The 17,955-nt window shown below is 63.3% G+C and carries 15 protein-coding genes; 6 read left to right on the top strand and 9 right to left on the bottom strand.

Annotated elements, in window-relative coordinates:
• Position 1: 1 nt before the first annotated feature.
• Genes AC5Y43_RS03035 through AC5Y43_RS03025 form a run of 3 tightly spaced genes read left to right on the top strand, consistent with a single transcriptional unit; the run spans position 2 to position 2,414 of the window.
• A complete protein-coding gene (locus tag AC5Y43_RS03035; RefSeq protein ID WP_499969172.1) occupies positions 2-733 on the top strand; it encodes an FkbM family methyltransferase in 732 nt (243 codons plus the stop codon).
• A gap of 5 nt (positions 734-738) precedes the next feature.
• Positions 739-1,470 carry a glycosyltransferase family 2 protein gene (locus tag AC5Y43_RS03030; protein WP_499969169.1) on the top strand — a complete coding sequence of 244 codons (732 nt, stop codon included), beginning with the start codon at positions 739-741 and terminating at the stop codon, positions 1,468-1,470.
• Positions 1,471-1,493: 23 nt separating this feature from the next.
• Positions 1,494-2,414, top strand: a complete 921-nt coding sequence (locus AC5Y43_RS03025) for an NAD-dependent epimerase/dehydratase family protein (RefSeq protein ID WP_499969167.1) — start codon at positions 1,494-1,496, stop codon at positions 2,412-2,414.
• Positions 2,415-2,423: 9 nt separating this feature from the next.
• On the opposite strand, the gene AC5Y43_RS03020 is transcribed toward AC5Y43_RS03025, so the two are convergent.
• The 6 genes from AC5Y43_RS03020 to rfbF all read right to left on the bottom strand — a co-directional run bounded on the left by AC5Y43_RS03020 (position 2,424) and on the right by rfbF (position 9,410).
• Complete coding sequence (locus AC5Y43_RS03020; RefSeq protein ID WP_499969165.1) at positions 2,424-3,368, bottom strand: methyltransferase domain-containing protein; 945 nt, start codon at positions 3,366-3,368, stop codon at positions 2,424-2,426.
• Positions 3,365-4,072, bottom strand: a complete 708-nt coding sequence (locus AC5Y43_RS03015) for an HAD family hydrolase (RefSeq protein WP_499969163.1) — start codon at positions 4,070-4,072, stop codon at positions 3,365-3,367. Before AC5Y43_RS03015 ends, AC5Y43_RS03020 begins: the two co-directional genes overlap by 4 nt.
• Complete coding sequence (locus AC5Y43_RS03010) at positions 4,056-5,909, bottom strand: thiamine pyrophosphate-binding protein (protein ID WP_499969160.1); 1,854 nt, start codon at positions 5,907-5,909, stop codon at positions 4,056-4,058. The genes AC5Y43_RS03015 and AC5Y43_RS03010 overlap by 17 nt, the downstream gene beginning before the upstream one ends.
• Positions 5,910-5,956: 47 nt before the next feature.
• Positions 5,957-7,492 (bottom strand): N-acetylneuraminate synthase family protein, encoded by a 1,536-nt coding sequence (locus AC5Y43_RS03005; protein ID WP_499969158.1) that lies wholly within the window; start codon positions 7,490-7,492, stop codon positions 5,957-5,959.
• Between the two features lie 200 nt (positions 7,493-7,692).
• Positions 7,693-8,652, bottom strand: a complete 960-nt coding sequence (locus AC5Y43_RS03000; protein ID WP_499969407.1) for a glycosyltransferase family 2 protein — start codon at positions 8,650-8,652, stop codon at positions 7,693-7,695.
• Positions 8,634-9,410, bottom strand: coding sequence for a glucose-1-phosphate cytidylyltransferase (gene rfbF, locus AC5Y43_RS02995; RefSeq protein ID WP_499969404.1), 777 nt, complete (start codon positions 9,408-9,410; stop codon positions 8,634-8,636). Before rfbF ends, AC5Y43_RS03000 begins: the two co-directional genes overlap by 19 nt.
• Positions 9,411-9,563: 153 nt before the next feature.
• Between rfbF and rfbH the strand changes: the two genes are divergently transcribed.
• The 3 genes from rfbH to AC5Y43_RS02980 are packed head-to-tail and all read left to right on the top strand — an operon-like array spanning position 9,564 to position 12,435.
• Positions 9,564-10,928 (top strand): lipopolysaccharide biosynthesis protein RfbH, encoded by a 1,365-nt coding sequence (gene rfbH / locus AC5Y43_RS02990; protein WP_499969402.1) that lies wholly within the window; start codon positions 9,564-9,566, stop codon positions 10,926-10,928.
• A gap of 2 nt (positions 10,929-10,930) precedes the next feature.
• A complete protein-coding gene (rfbG, locus tag AC5Y43_RS02985) occupies positions 10,931-11,947 on the top strand; it encodes a CDP-glucose 4,6-dehydratase (protein ID WP_499969156.1) in 1,017 nt (338 codons plus the stop codon).
• A complete protein-coding gene (locus tag AC5Y43_RS02980; protein WP_499969154.1) occupies positions 11,944-12,435 on the top strand; it encodes a GtrA family protein in 492 nt (163 codons plus the stop codon). The genes rfbG and AC5Y43_RS02980 overlap by 4 nt, the downstream gene beginning before the upstream one ends.
• 50 nt (positions 12,436-12,485) lie before the next feature.
• Here AC5Y43_RS02980 and AC5Y43_RS02975 read toward each other — a convergent pair whose 3' ends face one another.
• From AC5Y43_RS02975 to AC5Y43_RS02965, 3 genes are all read right to left on the bottom strand, one after another.
• Positions 12,486-14,402, bottom strand: a complete 1,917-nt coding sequence (locus tag AC5Y43_RS02975; RefSeq protein WP_499969152.1) for a hypothetical protein — start codon at positions 14,400-14,402, stop codon at positions 12,486-12,488.
• A gap of 65 nt (positions 14,403-14,467) precedes the next feature.
• Complete coding sequence (locus AC5Y43_RS02970; protein ID WP_499969150.1) at positions 14,468-16,024, bottom strand: glycosyltransferase family 87 protein; 1,557 nt, start codon at positions 16,022-16,024, stop codon at positions 14,468-14,470.
• A 155-nt stretch (positions 16,025-16,179) separates the two neighbouring features.
• Positions 16,180-17,787, bottom strand: a complete 1,608-nt coding sequence (locus AC5Y43_RS02965) for a hypothetical protein (RefSeq protein WP_499969148.1) — start codon at positions 17,785-17,787, stop codon at positions 16,180-16,182.
• Positions 17,788-17,955: the final 168 nt, after the last annotated feature.

Raw genomic sequence — 17,955 nt, 5'->3', positions numbered from 1 at the left:
CGTGAACTTGTCGCACCGTGTTCGAAACATCGTGCGTCGCAGCGGCATCGACGTTTCGCGCTACCACCCGGAGCTGGACTGGAAGCGCAATTTCATGCGTCAGCTCGAATCTCATCGAGTAAACGTCGTCCTCGATGTCGGCGCCAACTCGGGTCAGTACGCCGCCGGCCTCCGCGCTGCCGGCTTCGCGGGCCGCATTGTTTCGTTCGAACCCCTAGCCGGGCCATTTGCCCTTGTGGAACGCGCATCCTCGACCGATCCGCTGTGGGAGTGTCAGCGCTGTGCGCTGGGTGATTCCGATGGATCCGTCTCGATCAACGTCGCGGGTAACTCGGGTGAAAGCAGTTCGGTGTTGCCCATGTTGAAGAGCCATCAAGATGCGTTTCCGCCCGCGAACTACGTTGGCGTCGAAGAGGTTCCCGTGCGCAGGCTCGATTCAGTGGCGCCGGAGGTCCTGGGACCGGAGGATGTGGTTTATCTGAAGGTCGACGTCCAGGGCTTTGAGAAACAAGTGCTGGCGGGCGGCACTGCCACGGTGCGCGACCGTTGCGTCGGCATGCAACTCGAACTGTCCTTCCTGCCCCTGTACGACGGCGGCATGCTCATCCGTGAGGCGCTGGACACGGCCTCGTCTTTGGGCTTCACGCTGACGGGGCTGTCGCCCTGCTTCACCGACATGCGCAACGGCCGGACGCTGCAGGCGGACGGCATCTTTTTCCGTGAGGACGATTGACGAGGATGGCTGCGGCACCGTTGTTTTCGATCATCGTTCCCACCTTCAACGTGGCGGCCACCCTGCCCGCCTGCCTCGACAGCATCGCCAAGCAGACATGCGCCGCCTTCGAGCTGGTCCTGGTCGACGGCGGCTCAACCGACGGAACCCCCGACATTGCGAAGGACCACTCCCGCGGCCTCAGCGAGCGCCTCGTCATCCACTGCGGTCCCGATGACGGCCCTTACGACGCGATGAACCACGGCGTCGAGCTGGCCTCAGGGGCATGGCTGTTCTTCCTCGGCGCCGACGACACTTTGCACGAGGCACAGACATTGGCGCACGTGGCCGCCTTCATCGGAGAACACCTACCGTGCGACCTCGCCTATGGGGACGTGATCCTGCGCTCGAAGTCCTCCCGCTACGCCGGCGCTTTCGACCTCGACCGGCTGCTGTTCGAGCAGAACATCTGCCACCAGGCCATCTTCTATCGTCGCGAACTCTTCGCGGGCATCGGGCCCTACAACCTGCGCTACCGACTGTGGGCCGATTGGGATTTCAATATCCGCTGCTTCGCGAATCCGGCCCTCGTCACCCGCTACATGGACATCGTCGTCGCGGACTACAACGACATGTCGGGCCTCAGCAAGCGAGAGGACGAGGAGTTTAAAAAGCAGTTGCCCCGGTTCATCGGGGCCTCGGCGAAGGAGATGATCCGCCGCAAGCTGCCCTCGAGACGGAAAGTGGTGAATCGCTGACGAATCTGCAAGCGGGTGAGCTCGTGAGCGCGGGCGCGCGTGCACTCGCGGCGGGGGCGCTCGGCAACGACCGGGTACTCGTCACCGGCGCGACCGGCTGGCTCGGCAGGACGGCCCTCGACCTGCTCGCGCCGCTCGGCCTGCCCACCCTCGCCCTGGCCAGCCGGGCCCGAACCATCCACGTGGCTAATCGTGAGGTCGAGTGCCGGGTATGGGACGGCGCGGAGGTGACCGCGTTCGCGCCGACCGTCGTGCTGGACTGCGCGTTTCTCACGCGGGGCCGAGTTGCCGTCATGCCCCTCGACGAGTATGTCGCGATCAACCGCGCTCAGACCGAGCACCTGGTGTACGCGACTCAGCTGCCGAGCGTCCGTCTTGCGCTGACGGTTTCCAGCGGGGCGGCGGTCCACCCGCACGACGCACTCGACGGCCCGATTGAGGACAACCCGTACGGCTACCTCAAGCGTGAGGCCGAGTATCGCCTGTTCGACGCCGCCGCCGGCACGGACGCGATCCCGATCGTCCTGCGGGCGTGGAGCATCTCGGGAGCACACGTGCAGGAACCGCAGGGCTACGCGCTGGGCTCGATGATCCGCGACGCCGACGCGGGAGCCATCCGAATCGTGGCGCGCCGTCCGGTGTTTCGCCGTTACGTCCTCGCCGAGGAACTATTCGCTGTGGGCATCGCCGAAGGCGGTGTCGGCCCCACGACAATAGACAGCGGCGGACAGCTGGTGGAGATGGCCGAGCTCGCCGCGCGAGTTGCGGCAGTGGTGCGTCCCGACGCGGTAATCAGTCGCGGCGACGTCGATCCACGCGACCCGGATCGGTATCACTCCGATGGCCAGGATTGGGAAACGTGTCGTCAGCGATGGGATTTGGCGGGCGAACCCCTGGATCGCCAGATCGCGATCACCGCTCGCGGAGTGCTCGGGCACGCCTGAACGGCTTACTCACGCCGGGACAGCCAGCATCCCCAATCGGCCGAGTCGCAGCCCCTCGAAACTCGCTGTCGGGTCGGCGCGCGTCGCGACGACACGGAAGCCCCCGCCAGCGAGCAACGCCTGCAACGACTGTGTCGAGAAGTAGTTGATGTGCTCGCTCTGCTTGACGGCCCCCAGCCGCGGCACCCCCCGACCAAAATTGCGCGCGACGCCCGCGACAAAATCAGCGGCGATCCAACTGCCCCGGCTCGTCGAAACCAGGCTGAGGAAACGGCGGTAAGTCGGCCCCGCGTGCCATCTACGCACTTTGGGCCGGTCCAGTGGCACCTCGGCATAGAATAACCCGTCGTCCGCCACCGCTGCTCGGATCTCTTTGACGACCGTGGCTGGGTCGACGAGGTGCTCCAGAACGCCGGACGCGACCACCAAATGAGGTCTGTCAGGGAGCTCATCGAGAGATGAGGCAGCCTGCACGCCGTCGACCAAATCCTTTCCCGAAACGTCGATCACGTACTTAGGACCCGAGTAGCCGGGGGGAAAGAACTGTCCTTCGTCACCTCCGTAGTCGACGATATTTCGGAGAGAGTCGATCGGAACATAGGACTCGACGATCTTGGCCACGAACCCGACACGCTCGGCCACCACTTCCGAGCCCGGCTCCATCACCGAATTCAGAGCGCTCGAGTACCAAGGCTCCCAATGCCGTCGGATCGATAGGTATCGTTCGTTGCGATACCCCGAATACATTGCCGCTAGCGTGTCGTCATCAAACCGATGGGAAAAATAGACGAAATCGCATCTGCCGCAAGCGCAGAGGAGGGTATCGCGCTGGGCGTCCTTCGGATCGCCCTGCAGCTCAAGAATAAACGGGGCGATGCGGGCATGCGCCTGGATGGTCCCCGTAGCCCCGCAAATCGGGCAGAGCAGAGATTGGACATCGGCGGAAGCATTCATGTGCGGGTCCCCTCCGACTGTCGCCTTCGCCCTTCCGCGAACATCGTGCCGGCCAGGCTGGGAACCGCGTCCAGACTATCGAGCCGAGCGTCCGCGGGGATCGCGTCGATATCACCATGGGGATAGCCAAAGGTCACGAGGATGAACGGAAGCCCCGCGGCCACCGCAGTTTCCGCATCGATCTCACTGTCGCCGACGAAGATTGCGTCATGGGCTCGTACGCCGATTCGCGCCAGCGCTATGTGACAGAGCTCCGGATCAGGCTTGAGCCGCCGGCCGGATGCCCCGCCAACGACAGCGTCGAGATGGGACGCGATACCGAGGGCCGCGACATAGGGCACCGCGATGTCTTCGCGCTTGTTGGTGCAGACGGCGATTCGGTAGCCCCCCTGTTTGAGCGCCTCGAGCATGGTGGGCACGCCTGGATAAAGGTCGGCGGGATCGGCGATTTGGCCGCGCAGGATGTTGCGGAACTCGTCGAGATCGGCGGGCAGATCGAGCTCGCCGCCGAGCGCCCCCCGCAGCATCGCCTCTCCGCCAAGACTCACCCAGCGGCGCACCGACACAACGTCGACGGGCGGCACACCGCGCCGGCGCGTCAGCTCGTTGAGGCCGCGCGTCATCGCCGGGGCGCTGTCGACGAGCGTGCCGTCCAGATCGAACAGGATCGAGGCGGCCGAGTCCGCCTTAAGGCTTGGCGGCATTTTTGGACTGTTCGATGAGCTGCTCAGGCAGGTTCTCAGAGGCGGGGTCCAGCGGCACAATCATGTTGGCACCGAACTCCTCTCGCGACAGCAGCGGTGACATGTCTTCGAGCGGCATCGAGCGAATCGATCCGTCCGGCTGGGGCAGCGCGGCCGATTTCGGCCACAGCGCCTCGTCGTTCTGAACCTGAACATCCACGATGAGCGGTCCGGGTCGCGAGAGCGCCTCGCGCACGCCCGAGACCAGGTCGGCCGCATCCTTGATGCGCATTGACTCGATGCCGTTTGCCTGGGCAAGCGCCACGAAGTCCGGCAGCCCGAGCCGCCCCTCCGGGCCGGTTCCGACGAACCGGCCCTCGAAATAGTTGCGCTGAGTGTTGCGGATGGAGGCGTAGCCACCGTTGTCGAAAATGAAGAGTTTGAGCGGCAGGTTGAGCATCCGGATCGTCTGCAGCTCTTGGACGTTCATCATGAGACTGCCGTCACCCTCGATCCCGATAAGGGATTCCGCGCCCGAAGCGACGCCCGCTCCCACCATCGCCGGCAGGCCGTAGCCCATTGCACCGAGGCCAGAGGTAAGGAAGATGCGCTGTCCCGGCTTGTTCGCGAAGCCCGTGTAGAAGATCTCCACGGCCAAACCGGAGCTGCCGGTGACGATGAGTGTGTCCTCGGCAATTTCATCGGCCAGCACCTTGGTGAGGTGGTAATGGCTGATGACGCCGGAAGCCGGGAAGGGTGCGCCGTCGTTGATCGGGTAACGCCTTTTCCACTCGTTGCAGCGCTCAAGCCAGGACGAGCGGTCCTTGGCGGCGATGCGCGCCTTGTGCTCCAGCATCGCGCGAACAAAGTCCCGCGCGTCGGCGCAGACTGCCCGGGCGATATCCATGTCGGCGGGGAACTTACCTAGCTCGGCGGGGTCGACGTCGACGATGACCTTGGGTGCCTGACGGCCGAACTTCGCGGGGTTGTAGGCGGTCACCACATTGTCGAGCCGCGCGCCGATGGCGAGGATGAGATCGCTGTTCTGGACCGCGAAGTTGGGCGGGCGCAGCGCCACCGTGCCGGGCTTCCCGACCGAAAGCCGGTGGCCCGAGGGAATCAGATCGGCCGCGTTCCATGTGGTCACCACCGGAATGCCAAGCGCTTCGTAAAGAGCCCGGAAATCCTCAGCCGCCTCTGCGAGGCGAATGCCGTGCCCCGCCAAAATGATCGGCCGTTCGGCCGCGTTGACCAGATCGACGACCGCAACCGCGCCGGCGGTGAGGCTCGTGTCGCCAGCGGCCGTTTCCGGCGCATAGCCGCGGAGCTCGGAAGCGTCGATCTGTGCGGCCTGCACGTCTAGCGGAATGTCGAGCCAGACCGGGCCGCGCCGGCCGGTGGTGGCCAGGTGTACCGCCTTTTCGAAGTGATATCGGATCTCCGCGGGATCGTGCACCGTCACCGCATACTTGGTGATCGGCTTGACCATGGAGACGATGTCGACTTCTTGTGGGCCCCTTTGCCGTACGCCACTGTCACCCATCAGATCGGCGCGCTTGACCTGCCCCGAAATGACAAGTAGCGGCACCGATTCGATCCAGGCGCCGGTCACCCCGGTGATCGCATTGGTCGCACCCGGCCCGGTTGTGACGAGCGCACAGCCGAGATGACCATTGATGCGCGAATACGCTTCGGCGGCGATGGCCGCCGCCTGCTCGTGATGGGTGGGGACATAGCGGAGGTCTCGGTTCTGCCCGAGCGCGTCGACGAGATACATCGCCCCGCCGCCAGGCACCAGAAAGACCGCGTCGACGCCCTCGTCCCGCACGAGCGTAAACAGGTAGTCCGCGAGGCGCATGGTCCTGGTAGGGCTAGCCCCTTCGGACACCGCAGTGGCTGTTCCCATCACATCCAGTGCGTGAGGAAGGTCTTGCGTTCTTTGTTTTCGCTGACCTTCGGATCGGTGTAGTACGAGTCGTCCTTGTGATGAGTCGAGGAGATCTCCTCGAAGATCGCCCCGTTCTTGCTGGTAAATGCGTGACGCACGGTGCGCTCGACGGTGATGACGTCCCCGGGCCCGCACTCGCGGCCCTCGCCGTCAAGCGCGATTTCAAGATCGCCGTAGAGAATGTGGAATGTCTCTTCCTTCTGATTGTGATACTGCTCGGGGTGCTGCTGGCCCGGCAGTACGACAATCAGCTTCTTGCAATACTCGCGGTTCACCACCGTGATCATGGTGATGCCGAACTCGTCGAACTTGTCGATGCCGTAGTGGTGCGAAATTTCGAGGTCGGCCTGGCCGGGAATCACCACATTCGCGCGGGCGAGCAGCGATTTCACGCGCTGGACTATGGAGAAGACCTGTTCGCGCACTTCCTCGCGCCTGGTGTTGGAGGCGAGGACCGCCCCGTTCTTCGGAATGTCCGTCGCCGCATAGAAATGCGTGTATTTCGACCAGTCGTTGGCGGTGACGTGGCCCTCCTGGGTGGGGATCGCCATGAAGACGTCGCCGCCGCCGATCCTCTCGCCGGCCTTGATGTCGTGCTTGGCAAAGACGCCGCGGCGCAGCGACATAAGGCTGTCCCGCTCGTCCGGCGTCGCCTGGGAGCGTTCGCCGGCGATGCCGTTGATCGAACGGGCCTCTTGCGCCACCTCGAGCCACGCGCGGGCCTGATCGGGTCCGGCGGAGTAACCGTTGAGGCCGTATTTATCGGTGACCAAGCCGACGTGCTTTTCGAATACGGTGCAGCCCTTGCCGATCGCGACGGCCACCGGCAGCGTCTCGGCCGGGAATTCGTGGGTCGAGTAGCCGATCCGGACCTCCTCGTAGCGCTGCCGCAGGAAGTCGACCTGGTTGAGCTGGAGCTTGTCGTTGCTCGTCGGATATTCGGCCACGCAATGCATCAGCACGAAGTCCTTCTGGCGGTGCTTGAGGAAGGCGACGACGTTGTCGATCTCGTCCAGAGTGGATCCCGCAGTCGACACGATCATCGGCAGCGGGCTGCTCACCGCCTTTTCCAGCAGCGGCCAGTCGGTGAGCGAGCAGCTCGCGATCTTGAGGATGTCGAAGCCGTCGGCCACCACCCGGTCGACCGATTCTTCGTCGAAGGGCGTGCAGATGGGCGTGAACCCGTTGTCGCGGATCGCGTCGACGAGCTTGCGTGTCTGCTCGCGGCTCAAGCGCGTTTCCTCGAAACGCTTGATGTACTTGATGTCTGAGCGCCCCTGGTACTCAGGATGGATGAAGGTATCGAGCTCGCGATACTGCATCTTGAAGGCGAAGGTGAAGTCGAAATCCTTGGCGACCGAGGCGAACTCACGGATAAGTCGCACTCCGTGGTCGACGTCGCCCATATGGTTGTTGGCCATCTCGAAGATGAAGAGCCAGTCTGGAATGCGCGATTGTACGACGTGCTTCGGGGCTTTCGTTTCCTGTAACACTACGAATGACCTCTCCGTTTGGTGCGGGACGAGTGGCCTCCGGGCCGGGAATTACGCGGCTACGCGGATTCGCCCCCGGATGGCACCCCTGCCGCCCACAGCGTATCGGGTACGGCGTGCCTTCAAGCCAAAATTGGAAAAAGCGGTCTGGCGCCCAACCAACCAGTCGATCAGCCGGCCCCAGACCTCCCAGAGGGCGATCATATGCCGACCTTCCTGCTGATGACGAAGTTCGGTCGCTGCTTCGCTTCCTCATAGATGAGCGCGAGGTACTCGCCAACGACACCGAGGAACAGCGTGACGATCCCGAAGCCGATCAACATGACGCAGATGATCGTGCCGAAGCCGGGGAATGGCACTCCATAGAAGACGAACCGGCAAGCGAAGAGAAGGACGGAAACCGCTGCGATGAAACTCAAAAAGAAACCCATGAGGGTGATAAGGCGCAGTGGCAGGTATGAATGCGCGAAGATGCCCTTGAGAGCCATGTTCACGAGTCCGAAGCTGTAGGCCTTGGACTCACCTGCGAAGCGCGGCGGACGGACCATCGGGATCCCGATCGATCTGAATCCGACCCAGGAGAACAGACCTCGGACGAACCGGTTTCGTTCATCCATTGAGCGAACCGCTTCGTAAACTTTCCGGTCGACCAGGCGAAAATCGCTGGCGTCTCGCGTGATTCGGTCGTGGGTGAGCCTGCCTGCCAGCAAGTAGAACAGCTTTGAGTTCATCGCGCGAATGGGGCTGATGCCACTGCGCTCGGTAACCACGCCGTAGACGTTCTCGTAACCCTCCTCCCACTTGCGGATCATTTCCGGGATCAAGTCGGGCGGGTCCTGAAGGTCGGCGGTCATGAGCACAGCGGCGTCGGCGTCGACGACGTTGAGGCCGGCCGTGATCCCGCCATCCATCGTGAAGTTGCGGGCCAACTGCAAGATCTTGAATCGTGGGTCCGCCGCGCGTATGGCGAGCAACTTGTCCATCGTGTCGTCGCTCGAGCCGTTTTCGACGATGATCGCCTCGAAGTCGTACGCCGACTCGTTGTCGAATACCTTGGTCAGCTGGCGCGCCAGCTCCTCGACGCACTCACTTTCGTTGAAGGCGGGAGCGATGACGGCGATCTTCTTCTTCACTCCCGCACCTACTTCCACACCTTCCATGGCGGGCTTCCGCTGCTCCACAGATTGTTCAGTAGTTGCGATTCGCGGTAAGTATCCATCGGCTGCCAGAAACCATGGTGCGGGTATGCCGCAATCTGGTGTTCTTCCGCTAGCCGCAACAACGGCTTATCCTCGAGTATCGAGTCGTCGCCGTCGATGTAGTCGAACACGCCGGGCTCGAACAGGAAGTAGCCGATGTTGATCCAGTCGTCGGTCTTTGGCTTCTCTCGGAAGGTGGCGACCGCGCCGTCCTCCTCTAGGTCGATGACGCCGAACCGGCTCATCGGCTGGGTCGCCGTGACCGTCGCGAGCTTTCCGTGCGAGCGGTGGAACTTCATCAACGCGTGAATGTCTACGTTGGCGATGCCATCGCCGTAGGTGCACAGGAACGTCTCGCAGCCTATGTACTTCTGGATGCGCTTGATGCGACCACCGGTCATCGTGTCCAGGCCCGTGTCGGCAACCGTTACCTGCCAGTTGAATTCGGCATGCGAGCCGTGGTAGCGGATGCTCGAGTGGTCACCGAGGGTGACCGTGAAGTCCAGGTTGGCCGCGCCATAGTTGGTGAAGTAGTTCTTGATGTACTCGCTCTTGTAGCCCGTGCACACGATGAACTCGGAAATACCGTAGTGGCCAAGGATTTTCATGATGTGCCACAGCACCGGCCGACCGCCTATCTCGACCATCGGCTTGGGGCGGAACTCGGTCTCCTCACGCATGCGTGTACCCAGACCACCTGCGAGTATTACGGCTTTCATGTCGAGTCTTCCCATCTCAACGCTATCCATCCCCCGTCGCCATTTCGCAGACAGAGCGTCGCGGCAGGTGACACACTAGCAATGCAGCGGCGCGCCCGTAGGCGTTTTGGCGTCGCGCATACTAGATCAATCACAGACACCTGAGGAGACCTCATTTCACGACTCGATACCGGTGCCTCGAAGGACAGGCTCGAGCAGGATCGCGAGGACATCCTCGCGGCGGTCCGCGGCTACGCGAAGCGCAAGCTCGCGACGTCCGAGTTCGTCGCCGGCACCACACCGGTCCCGGTTTCGGGCAAGGTCCTCGACGAAGAGGACTTTGCTGCGCTGGTCGACGCGTCCCTCGACGGCTGGTTGACCGCGGGCCGGTTCCATCCCCTGTTCGAGCGCGGCCTGGCCCGCTATGTGGGGGCCCGTGACGCCGTCTTCGTCAACAGCGGGTCGAGCGCCAACCTGTGTGCGTTGAGCGCCCTGACCAGCCGAAAGCTGGCCAGCTACAAGAAGAGGTTCGGAAAGCGACCGCTGGAGGCCGGTGACGAGGTGCTGACGGTGGCCGCCGGGTTTCCCACCACGGTCAACCCGATCATCCAGAACGGGATGCGCCCGGTCGTCGTCGACATCGAACTGGGCACCTACGACGCCATCCCGGGGCTCCTGCGTGAGGCTGTCGGGCCCAAGACCCGGGCGATCATGATCGCGCACACCCTGGGCAACCCCTTTGACCTGGACACGGTGCGGGAATTGTGCGACGAGCACGGGTTGTGGCTGGTCGAGGACTCCTGCGACGCGCTCGGCTCGACCTATGACGGCCAGCGCACGGGCAGTTTCGGCGACACCGCGACGGTGAGCTTCTACCCGGCGCACCACATCACCACCGGTGAGGGTGGCGCGGTGTTCGTCAAGTCGGCGCTGGTGCGCAAGCAGGTCGAGTCGTTCCGCGACTGGGGCCGCGACTGCTACTGCGCGCCGGGTAAAGACAACACCTGCCAGAAGCGGTTCGAGTGGCAACTGGGCGACCTGCCCAAGGGTTATGACCACAAGTACATCTACAGCCATATTGGTTACAACCTGAAGGCCACCGACATGCAGGCCGCGCTGGGCCTGTCGCAGCTGACGAAGCTGGACGGGTTCGTCCAGGCCCGCAAGGAGAACTTCGACTACCTGACCTCGCGGTTGTCCGGGGTCGAGGGACTCATCCTGCCGGTGGCCACGCCGAAATCCGAGCCGTCCTGGTTCGGCTTCCCGATCACCCTGGATCCCGAGCATCCCGTGGACCGCACCAAGTTCATGCAGTTCCTCGACGAGCGCAAGATCGGCTTCCGCCAGCTGTTCGCCGGCAACCTCGTCAAACAACCGGCCTACCGAGACGTCGACTTCCGGATCGTCGGGAACTTGACCAACACGGACATCGTGATGAACCGGACGTTCTGGGTCGGCACCTACCCGGGCCTGACCAGGCCGATGCTCGACTTCGTGGCGGACTCGATCCACGAATACATGGCCGAAACCTCGCGATAGCCGTGCACTACCTGGTCACCGGGCACACCGGTTTCAAGGGACCGTGGCTCACGCTACTGCTGCTGGGCCGCGGGCACCGGGTGTCGGGTCTTGCCCTCGAAGCCGCCGAGGGCAGCCTATTCAAACGGGCGGGGCTGGCAGACCACTTGGTCTCTGACTTCCGGGTGGACATCCGTGATGCCGACGCCACTTCGTCGGCGGTGTCGGCGGCGGCTCCCGATGTCGTCATACACATGGCCGCCCAATCGTTGGTCCGCGAGTCCTATCGCGATCCGCGGTATACCTACGAGACCAATGCCCTTGGGACACTGAATGTTCTGCAGGCCGTGGCGGCCACCCCATCGGTGCGCGCGCACGTCGTGATCACCACCGACAAGGTGTACCGCAATGTCGACCAGGAGGCCGGCTACGTCGAGACCGACCCCCTTGGCGGCGACGACCCGTATAGCGCGTCGAAGGCGATGGCCGACCTGCTGACCCAGTCCTGGGTACGCAGCTTTCCCGGCCGTCCCACCGCAATAGCCCGCGGCGGCAACGTGATTGGCGGCGGCGACGTCAGCCGCGAACGGCTGCTGCCCGACCTGGTGGCCGCCTACGGGCGCGGCGAGGCGCCTCAGCTGCGGTTCCCGCGCGCGGTGCGGCCGTGGCAGCACGTCCTCGATTGCCTCAACGGGTATCTCACCCTGGCCGACGCGTTGTTGGCCGGTTCGGGCCTCGGGCAGTGGAACTTCGGGCCGGGTCGCGACAGCTTCGTCGAGGTGGGGCAGGTGGCCACGCTGGCCGCCGAGCTGTGGGGCGGCGGCGCTCACTGGGAACCTCAACCCGGGGAACATCCGCACGAGGCGAACCTCCTGGCCCTCGACGCCGCCAAGGCGGAGCGGGAACTGGGCTGGCGCAATCGCCTCGGCTTCCGCGACGCCCTCGGCTGGACCATCGACTGGGAGCGGCGCGTGCATGACGGTGCCGACGCGCTCGCTGTGACCCGGAAGCAGATCGCCGCCTTCGAAGGCCTCGGATGACTGAGTTCGACCTGCCGCCCGAAGCGGCGCCCCCGGGTCCGCTGACCCGCCTAGTGCGCGATCAACGCGTGGCATTCCTGGTCGTCGGCGGAATCAATACGGTAGCCGGGTTCGGAATCTTCGTCGCGTGTTCGCAGACCGTTGGTGTCTTGGTTGACCATCGGCTCGGAAAGGTCGCCGGGTCTCTAGTGACACTAGGCATCACACATGTGCTGGCCGTGTTATTCGCGTTCGTGATGCACCGAACGTTCGTGTTCCGGGTCCGAGGCCAAGTGCTTCGTGACCTGGTGCGCTTCTGGAGCGTCTATCTCACGGGAGCAGCCATCAACTTCGTCACGTTGCCGGTGCTGGTCGAGCTTGGCCTAGGGCGTATTTCGGCGCAGGCAATCATCGTGGCGGCTACCACGGCGCTGAGTTACTTCGGCCATCGTCACTTCTCATTCCGGCGCGCCGCCACGGACATTCAGGACGGGAAGTCGCGTAGATAGAGCGAGCGGCTATTACTACTGCCGCTGACAGCGACAGAAGGTCTGCCGCGCTAGCGAGTACGAATCAAAATCCATTCGTTGTCCCACAACTGACCCCACTGGTGGGCGGTGCCATAGTCGCTGGTATAGACCACCTGCCACCGCTTTTCGCCCAGGTTCTTCTCGATGAGTTCGTCGAGGTACCGGTGCTCCAGCGGGTTGCCCGCGTTATACACGATCTCATGCAAGCGGAGAGTCGTCAGTTGCCTCTGGTACAAGATCCACTTCGGTGGCGAGTGCCGCAATTCATCCATCAAGCTCTGGATCGTCTCCTTGCCGGCTGTGTCGAAGAAGGTCTGCACGTAGCCGTGCCAAGGCGGTACTGAACAGAAAAAGTTGGCACCGGGGTACGGTAACGACAACAACTCGTCACTCGAGCCCCCCTCTCGTATCTTCTGACAGACCGGCTGAATCATTTGCAGTAGATCGCGATCGATAAGCATTGGGCCGTAGTCGGGATGTTTGAACAAAGTCCGAGCCGCGAACATTGGCTTCTCCCGGTAGGTATGCCAACGATATGGATCGTGGAACCGGTTGGTAGCGGCGCAGACCACCAGCAGAATGCCCACCGCGGCCAGGAAGTCGCGTACCCACCCATTCTTTAAGTGAATGGGAGAACTGATCCCCAGCAGCAGGATGAACACCCCCACCGCTCCAAGGATATTGCTGTAATGCGTTCCACCCGAAGACAACGATCCCGAGGCGATTTGGCCGAGCGGTATTAGCAGCAGGATCTCTCGCGTGTCCCACCCGTTCGGACGCTTAGGGTCGAACAACCACCGAGCAAATCTCGTTGCTACCCAAATGCCAATCCCGTACGCCAGCAGGACAACCAGGCCGGACAGGCTCGACACTGACGCGTTCTCTACAAAGAGGCCCATCTGGCGAATTTCAGCCACCACCACGACGGTCCCCAGGATGGCCAATCCAAGTTCCCACCATCCGCGTCTCCCCCTGAGCGGGCGCAGCACCAGGAAGACAAAGACGAACGCCGTAGCGAGTGCATGGATGCACACCCATTTGGGCGGACCATGAATCAGCCAGCCAGCCGTGTTCCACGGCAGCCGCAATGGTTGCCCTAGTAACCCGCCACCGCCGCCCTTGATACCTGCCGCGGCGAAGATCGTATTCATGGCGTACTCGCGCAGCGAGTCTCCCGTAAGTAGCACGACAAACAGGAGGGTGCAGACGGTTGTGAGGCAAAACGTCAGGAGCGAAAGTAATTTCTTCGACGGAGCCATGCACACGATAGCGAGCAGAACCCCCGCAAACAGCGCCGCTCCATCGTTGATCCGGGTCGTCAGTGTCAGACCGGAGAGGACGCCAAGGATTGCCACCAGTCCGAAGGCACGACGAACGTCAGACGACGTTCTAAGCGATAGCAGGGCTACCAGCGAGTAGAGCACCAAGCAGTCGGCGAGCACATGGAAGTCGGAGAACACGTACGCCCCGAAGGCGGTGGACACGAAAAAAGAGCACGTGAGCAGGAGCGCCTTGCGCGCGTCGGAGAGCTTGGAGTGCCTGACCAGCAGAAGAAGTGCCGTGCAATATGCCAAGAGATGCAGTACCGCCGGAATCTTCGACACCAGCCATCCGTTGCCCAGCACGGCCGTGAAGGCGCTGGTTTCAATCACGTACAGCGGCTGCAGCGCGAGATGCATATCGGAATAAAGGTGCTGCCCGCCGCGAAAGAAGTAGCTATACCAGAACCAGACCCCGTCGCAGGCCGGCTCAATGTTGACGATCAGGGCCAACCCGAACAGAACACAAAAGGCAAACGCAATACTCTGGAAGATATTACTTCGGTTAACAATTCGGCTACGCCTCAGAGTTGAATCGGCACTGGGCTCATCAAGCCCGGAGTGTGTGCCGTCCTGCTCTTCAATCGCCGGAGCCACATCAAGTGGCTCGTTTGCGAACCGTGTCACTGCATCCCACCGCCTCGACTAAACGGCACCGAACAGACGGAAACCGCCGGAGGAAGTTTTGCAGATTACGTCGGTTCGTGTGGTGAGAATTGCGTCTTTCGTTTGGTGGTGAACTCAGTCGCTGGCAACGGCGCAGCCGTCGGGCTTTCTTGAGCCGGCACTCCGTCCATGGCGCTCGACGGAGCCCGTCGCCGCGTGTAGGACGCGAGGATGAACCCACAGGTCAGCAGCCACAAGAGTGGCGCGAAAAATATCGTGGTAGCGGTTACCAACCTAGCGTCGGTTATCGCGGTCGATCCCACTTGTCCCGCTATATCGCCCGCGTGGGTAGGGAGCGAGGGCAGCGCGATCTGGGCAATGCACAGCGCCGCAGCAAGACTCACGCAAACACCAACAGCTCGACGAGGTGCGCCGACAGTCTCGGGTCGGTCGAAAATCCCCGTCCCCGGGGGCCCGTCTGGGTCCCGCACGACCAGCGCCGCGACCGGCAACACGAACACCAGATAGTAGGGCTGACTCAGGGCCGGGAAGAGAGAAGCCGTAGCAAGCAACACGACGCCCACCATGACCGGCGGGATACGCCGCCCAAGAACGAGGATGGCGAGGACGACGACCACGAGGATGGCGTATCCGATCATCGATCGCGGGCCGGCGAGGAAGCCATCAGGCACCATCCCGCCCGTCTCGGCGGCCTTGATGCCGTCGGGGATCGCGAGGAGCCCCTTCGCAAAGGACACGTTGAAGCCTGCGACAACCGCTTGGGACGTCCCGCCGCCGCCACCCCCATATCCCAACATGTTGCGGATCGACTGCGCGATCGTCTCGGGAAAGTCCCGCGGCCACAACGCATACGCGACGAGATTGGAGATGATGACCCCGGCCACCGCGGTGCCCGCCCATCGCAATCGGCGGGCGGCGAACAAGGCGACGCCTAGTACGGCGAACTGTGGTTTCACCAACGCGGCAAGGATGACCATGGTCGTCACCAGGCCCCAGCGTCGCCGGCACAAAGCCACCAGGAAAACCAACGCGACGGGCACCACGAATCCCGCCGAGTTGCCGCGATCGATCATCATCCACGCGGGAACGGCGGCGACTCCGCAAGCGATGAACACCACGATTCGCTCCAGCCCACACGCACCCCGGGCCGCCCACGCGGCGGGCGTCAGGCACGCGAGCGTCAAAACGAACTGATAGCCAACTAATCCGAGCCCCGGCGCACCCAGCCATTTACCCAGCAGCCCAAAGGCGAGCTGCGGAAGCATCCCTGCGGCCAGGTAGTTGTTGTAAGCCAGCTTGATTCCCTCGTGAGTCTGCATGGGAAAGCCCGCCCATGGGTTGGGCCGCATCCCGAAAGTCACCGGCATCGCGTAGTCACTGAAGCAGTGCCGGCCGACCTTCGTGCCCCAGTCGAGGTAGCAGTCCTCCGGCACGAATACGAGGGACGAGATGATGTCGATGGAGTAGTACTGGGCGAGAACAAATCCCGTGACAACCGAGACCGCCGACGCCAGCAGAATGGTGCCGAGCAGGATGTTGCGCTCCGATGCGACGGCGACCGCGGCGCACCGCCGCCTGGCCGCCGGTATCGCACCAGCTATCGCATCCCGGGGTGATCGCACTGCCGTCTCCCCCGTTCTCCGCGTCCGCGGTAGGTGTTCCCCGGCACAGCCGCCCGGCAGCTTATCCCAGCAGCGCGCCCGACAGCCCGAGATTCACACTCTTGCCCGGTGCCGCGGCCGCCTAATGCCGCGTGTCGGTCAGCGTCGCGGCCAGCTCACGGGACAGGAATTGGGTGCCGTCGATGTCGCCACCACCCGCTGTGCCGATTGGACAAATGCTTGCCGACCTTGCCAGCCGCTGGTGTAACCACAAAGCGGCCACGATGCTTGGCGGCATGTCGGGTGGGGCTACTCGCGGCGCATGCGACCACTTCCCACCCGGGCTGGCTGCGTCTGGCTGCAACGGCGAAGAACAAAGCCAGTGCAGTTGCGAGCAACGCCGGCCCAGCCGCAGGTATGAGGTGGACCGCGGCGGCGGTGCCCCTGGCAAACGTTCCCTTGAGCCACATCCGCTTGCGGATTTCGGCGACGCCGGAATCGGGAGGCCGGAGCTCGACCGGGAGTATTGCCCTGACTTCGGGATCGGTGAGAACTCTGGACAGCCGCTGCGGGCTTGGGTGGGAAAGTTGTATCCCATGCCCACCCGGGCCCTTTGGCCTGAGCTGGCCGACGTCGCCGGTGGCGAGAAAAGCCCGGACATCGGCCGTTTGTTGGCCGGCGGCTTTGCTCCAGTCCATGGCGCCCAGGACTGAGCCGTGATAACCGAACAGGGCAATGACGGCCACGACGGCAAATGACCACGCCGCGGCGCCGACCCCGGCGTGCCCGCCGAACCTCGCGGTTTGCGCTCTGCTTCCGAGACCGAACACCGCCACTAGCCCCACCGGATACATGGGCAGGACGAAGTCCATATATCGCACCCCTACGGCGGCCCCCCGACCGTAGGCGAGAAGTACGAACTGTATGACGAGCCACACCACGATTCCGACTGCCACCCAGGAGCGATCGGCGATGCGAGGGCGCTCAGCCGTGGCGCGGTATAAAAACCACACCGCTGGGACGAGTGCCGCCCCGGCAATGATGAAGAGCAACGTCAGCCCCTGGATAAACGTCCACGCCGTGCTCATCGGGTTAGCGCCCGACGCCGTCCACAAGACCATCACCAGAGCGATCGATGCCATGACGACGAGGCCGGCCAGCTCCCGACCCCGTCGCTTTCTGACGTTGATTGCCAGCTGGATGGTCACTAGCACACCCGCGGCGAGGATGGCTGCCACGCCGGTGGCAAAAGAGAAGTAACTGAGCACCGCCGCCACCAAGCCGCCGAACCAGCGCGCAGAGAACGGACGCGCAGCGGCGAATGCGACCAGAGTCGCGATGCCGAAGAGTAACGAAAGGTACACCTCCAGCTGCAATCCCCACAGCGCGTTCTCGTAGACCACCGGGAACCCGAACAAAAATGCCACGAAGCCCGCCAGGAGCATCCGGCGCTGCCGCGCCACGAGGGGCATCAGCAACGCAGCGAGCCATGTGACCGCCGCCGTGTGCCCCACTGCGCCAAAGATCATCTCGAGGCGTGTGTTCCACTCGCCGGCCAACTCGAGGTGCGCCAGCGCGAGCAGGCGGAAAACCGGGATGCGGTATTCGAGATGGGCGGCGAAAAGGTCAGGGAAGGAGAGCGTGCCCTTCAGATACGGCGAATACAGGCCTGCGGCCTCCACGTCCCATTGATCCAATAGGGGCACCGGCGAACCGAGCGCCGAAATGACGATGAGCTTGGAGCCAAAGACGGCGCAGAACACGGCCGCCAGCATGACGAACATGCCTTTCCGCCGAGACGACGCGGTTCGTAACGCGCCGGTCGAAACCGGCACGGTATCCCAGTTTTGGTCCGCGGCAGCCTCTCTCAGCTGTCGGACACTTACGACTCCCGGTTGACTCCCCACGCGCGGACTCCCCCACCGCCCCACATCGCATACCCGACCCAGGGC

The sequence above is a fragment of the Mycobacterium sp. NGS57 genome, from assembly GCF_059812405.1.
Note: the sequence above shows the minus strand (reverse complement) of the source record. Positions and strands in the feature narration are given on the sequence as shown.

Excerpts from the sequence above, each read along its gene's own strand:
- AC5Y43_RS03030 (WP_499969169.1), top strand. The coding sequence starts at position 739 with ATGGCTGCGGCACCGTTGTTTTCGATCATCGTTCCCACCTTCAACGTG.
- AC5Y43_RS03020 (WP_499969165.1), bottom strand. The coding sequence starts at position 3,368 with ATGAATGCTTCCGCCGATGTCCAATCTCTGCTCTGCCCGATTTGCGGG.
- AC5Y43_RS03015 (WP_499969163.1), bottom strand. The coding sequence starts at position 4,072 with ATGCCGCCAAGCCTTAAGGCGGACTCGGCCGCCTCGATCCTGTTCGAT.
- AC5Y43_RS03010 (WP_499969160.1), bottom strand. The coding sequence starts at position 5,909 with ATGCGCCTCGCGGACTACCTGTTTACGCTCGTGCGGGACGAGGGCGTC.
- AC5Y43_RS03000 (WP_499969407.1), bottom strand. The coding sequence starts at position 8,652 with ATGGAAGGTGTGGAAGTAGGTGCGGGAGTGAAGAAGAAGATCGCCGTC.
- rfbF (WP_499969404.1), bottom strand. The coding sequence starts at position 9,410 with ATGAAAGCCGTAATACTCGCAGGTGGTCTGGGTACACGCATGCGTGAG.
- AC5Y43_RS02980 (WP_499969154.1), top strand. The coding sequence starts at position 11,944 with ATGACTGAGTTCGACCTGCCGCCCGAAGCGGCGCCCCCGGGTCCGCTG.
- AC5Y43_RS02965 (WP_499969148.1), bottom strand. The coding sequence starts at position 17,787 with ATGTTCGTCATGCTGGCGGCCGTGTTCTGCGCCGTCTTTGGCTCCAAG.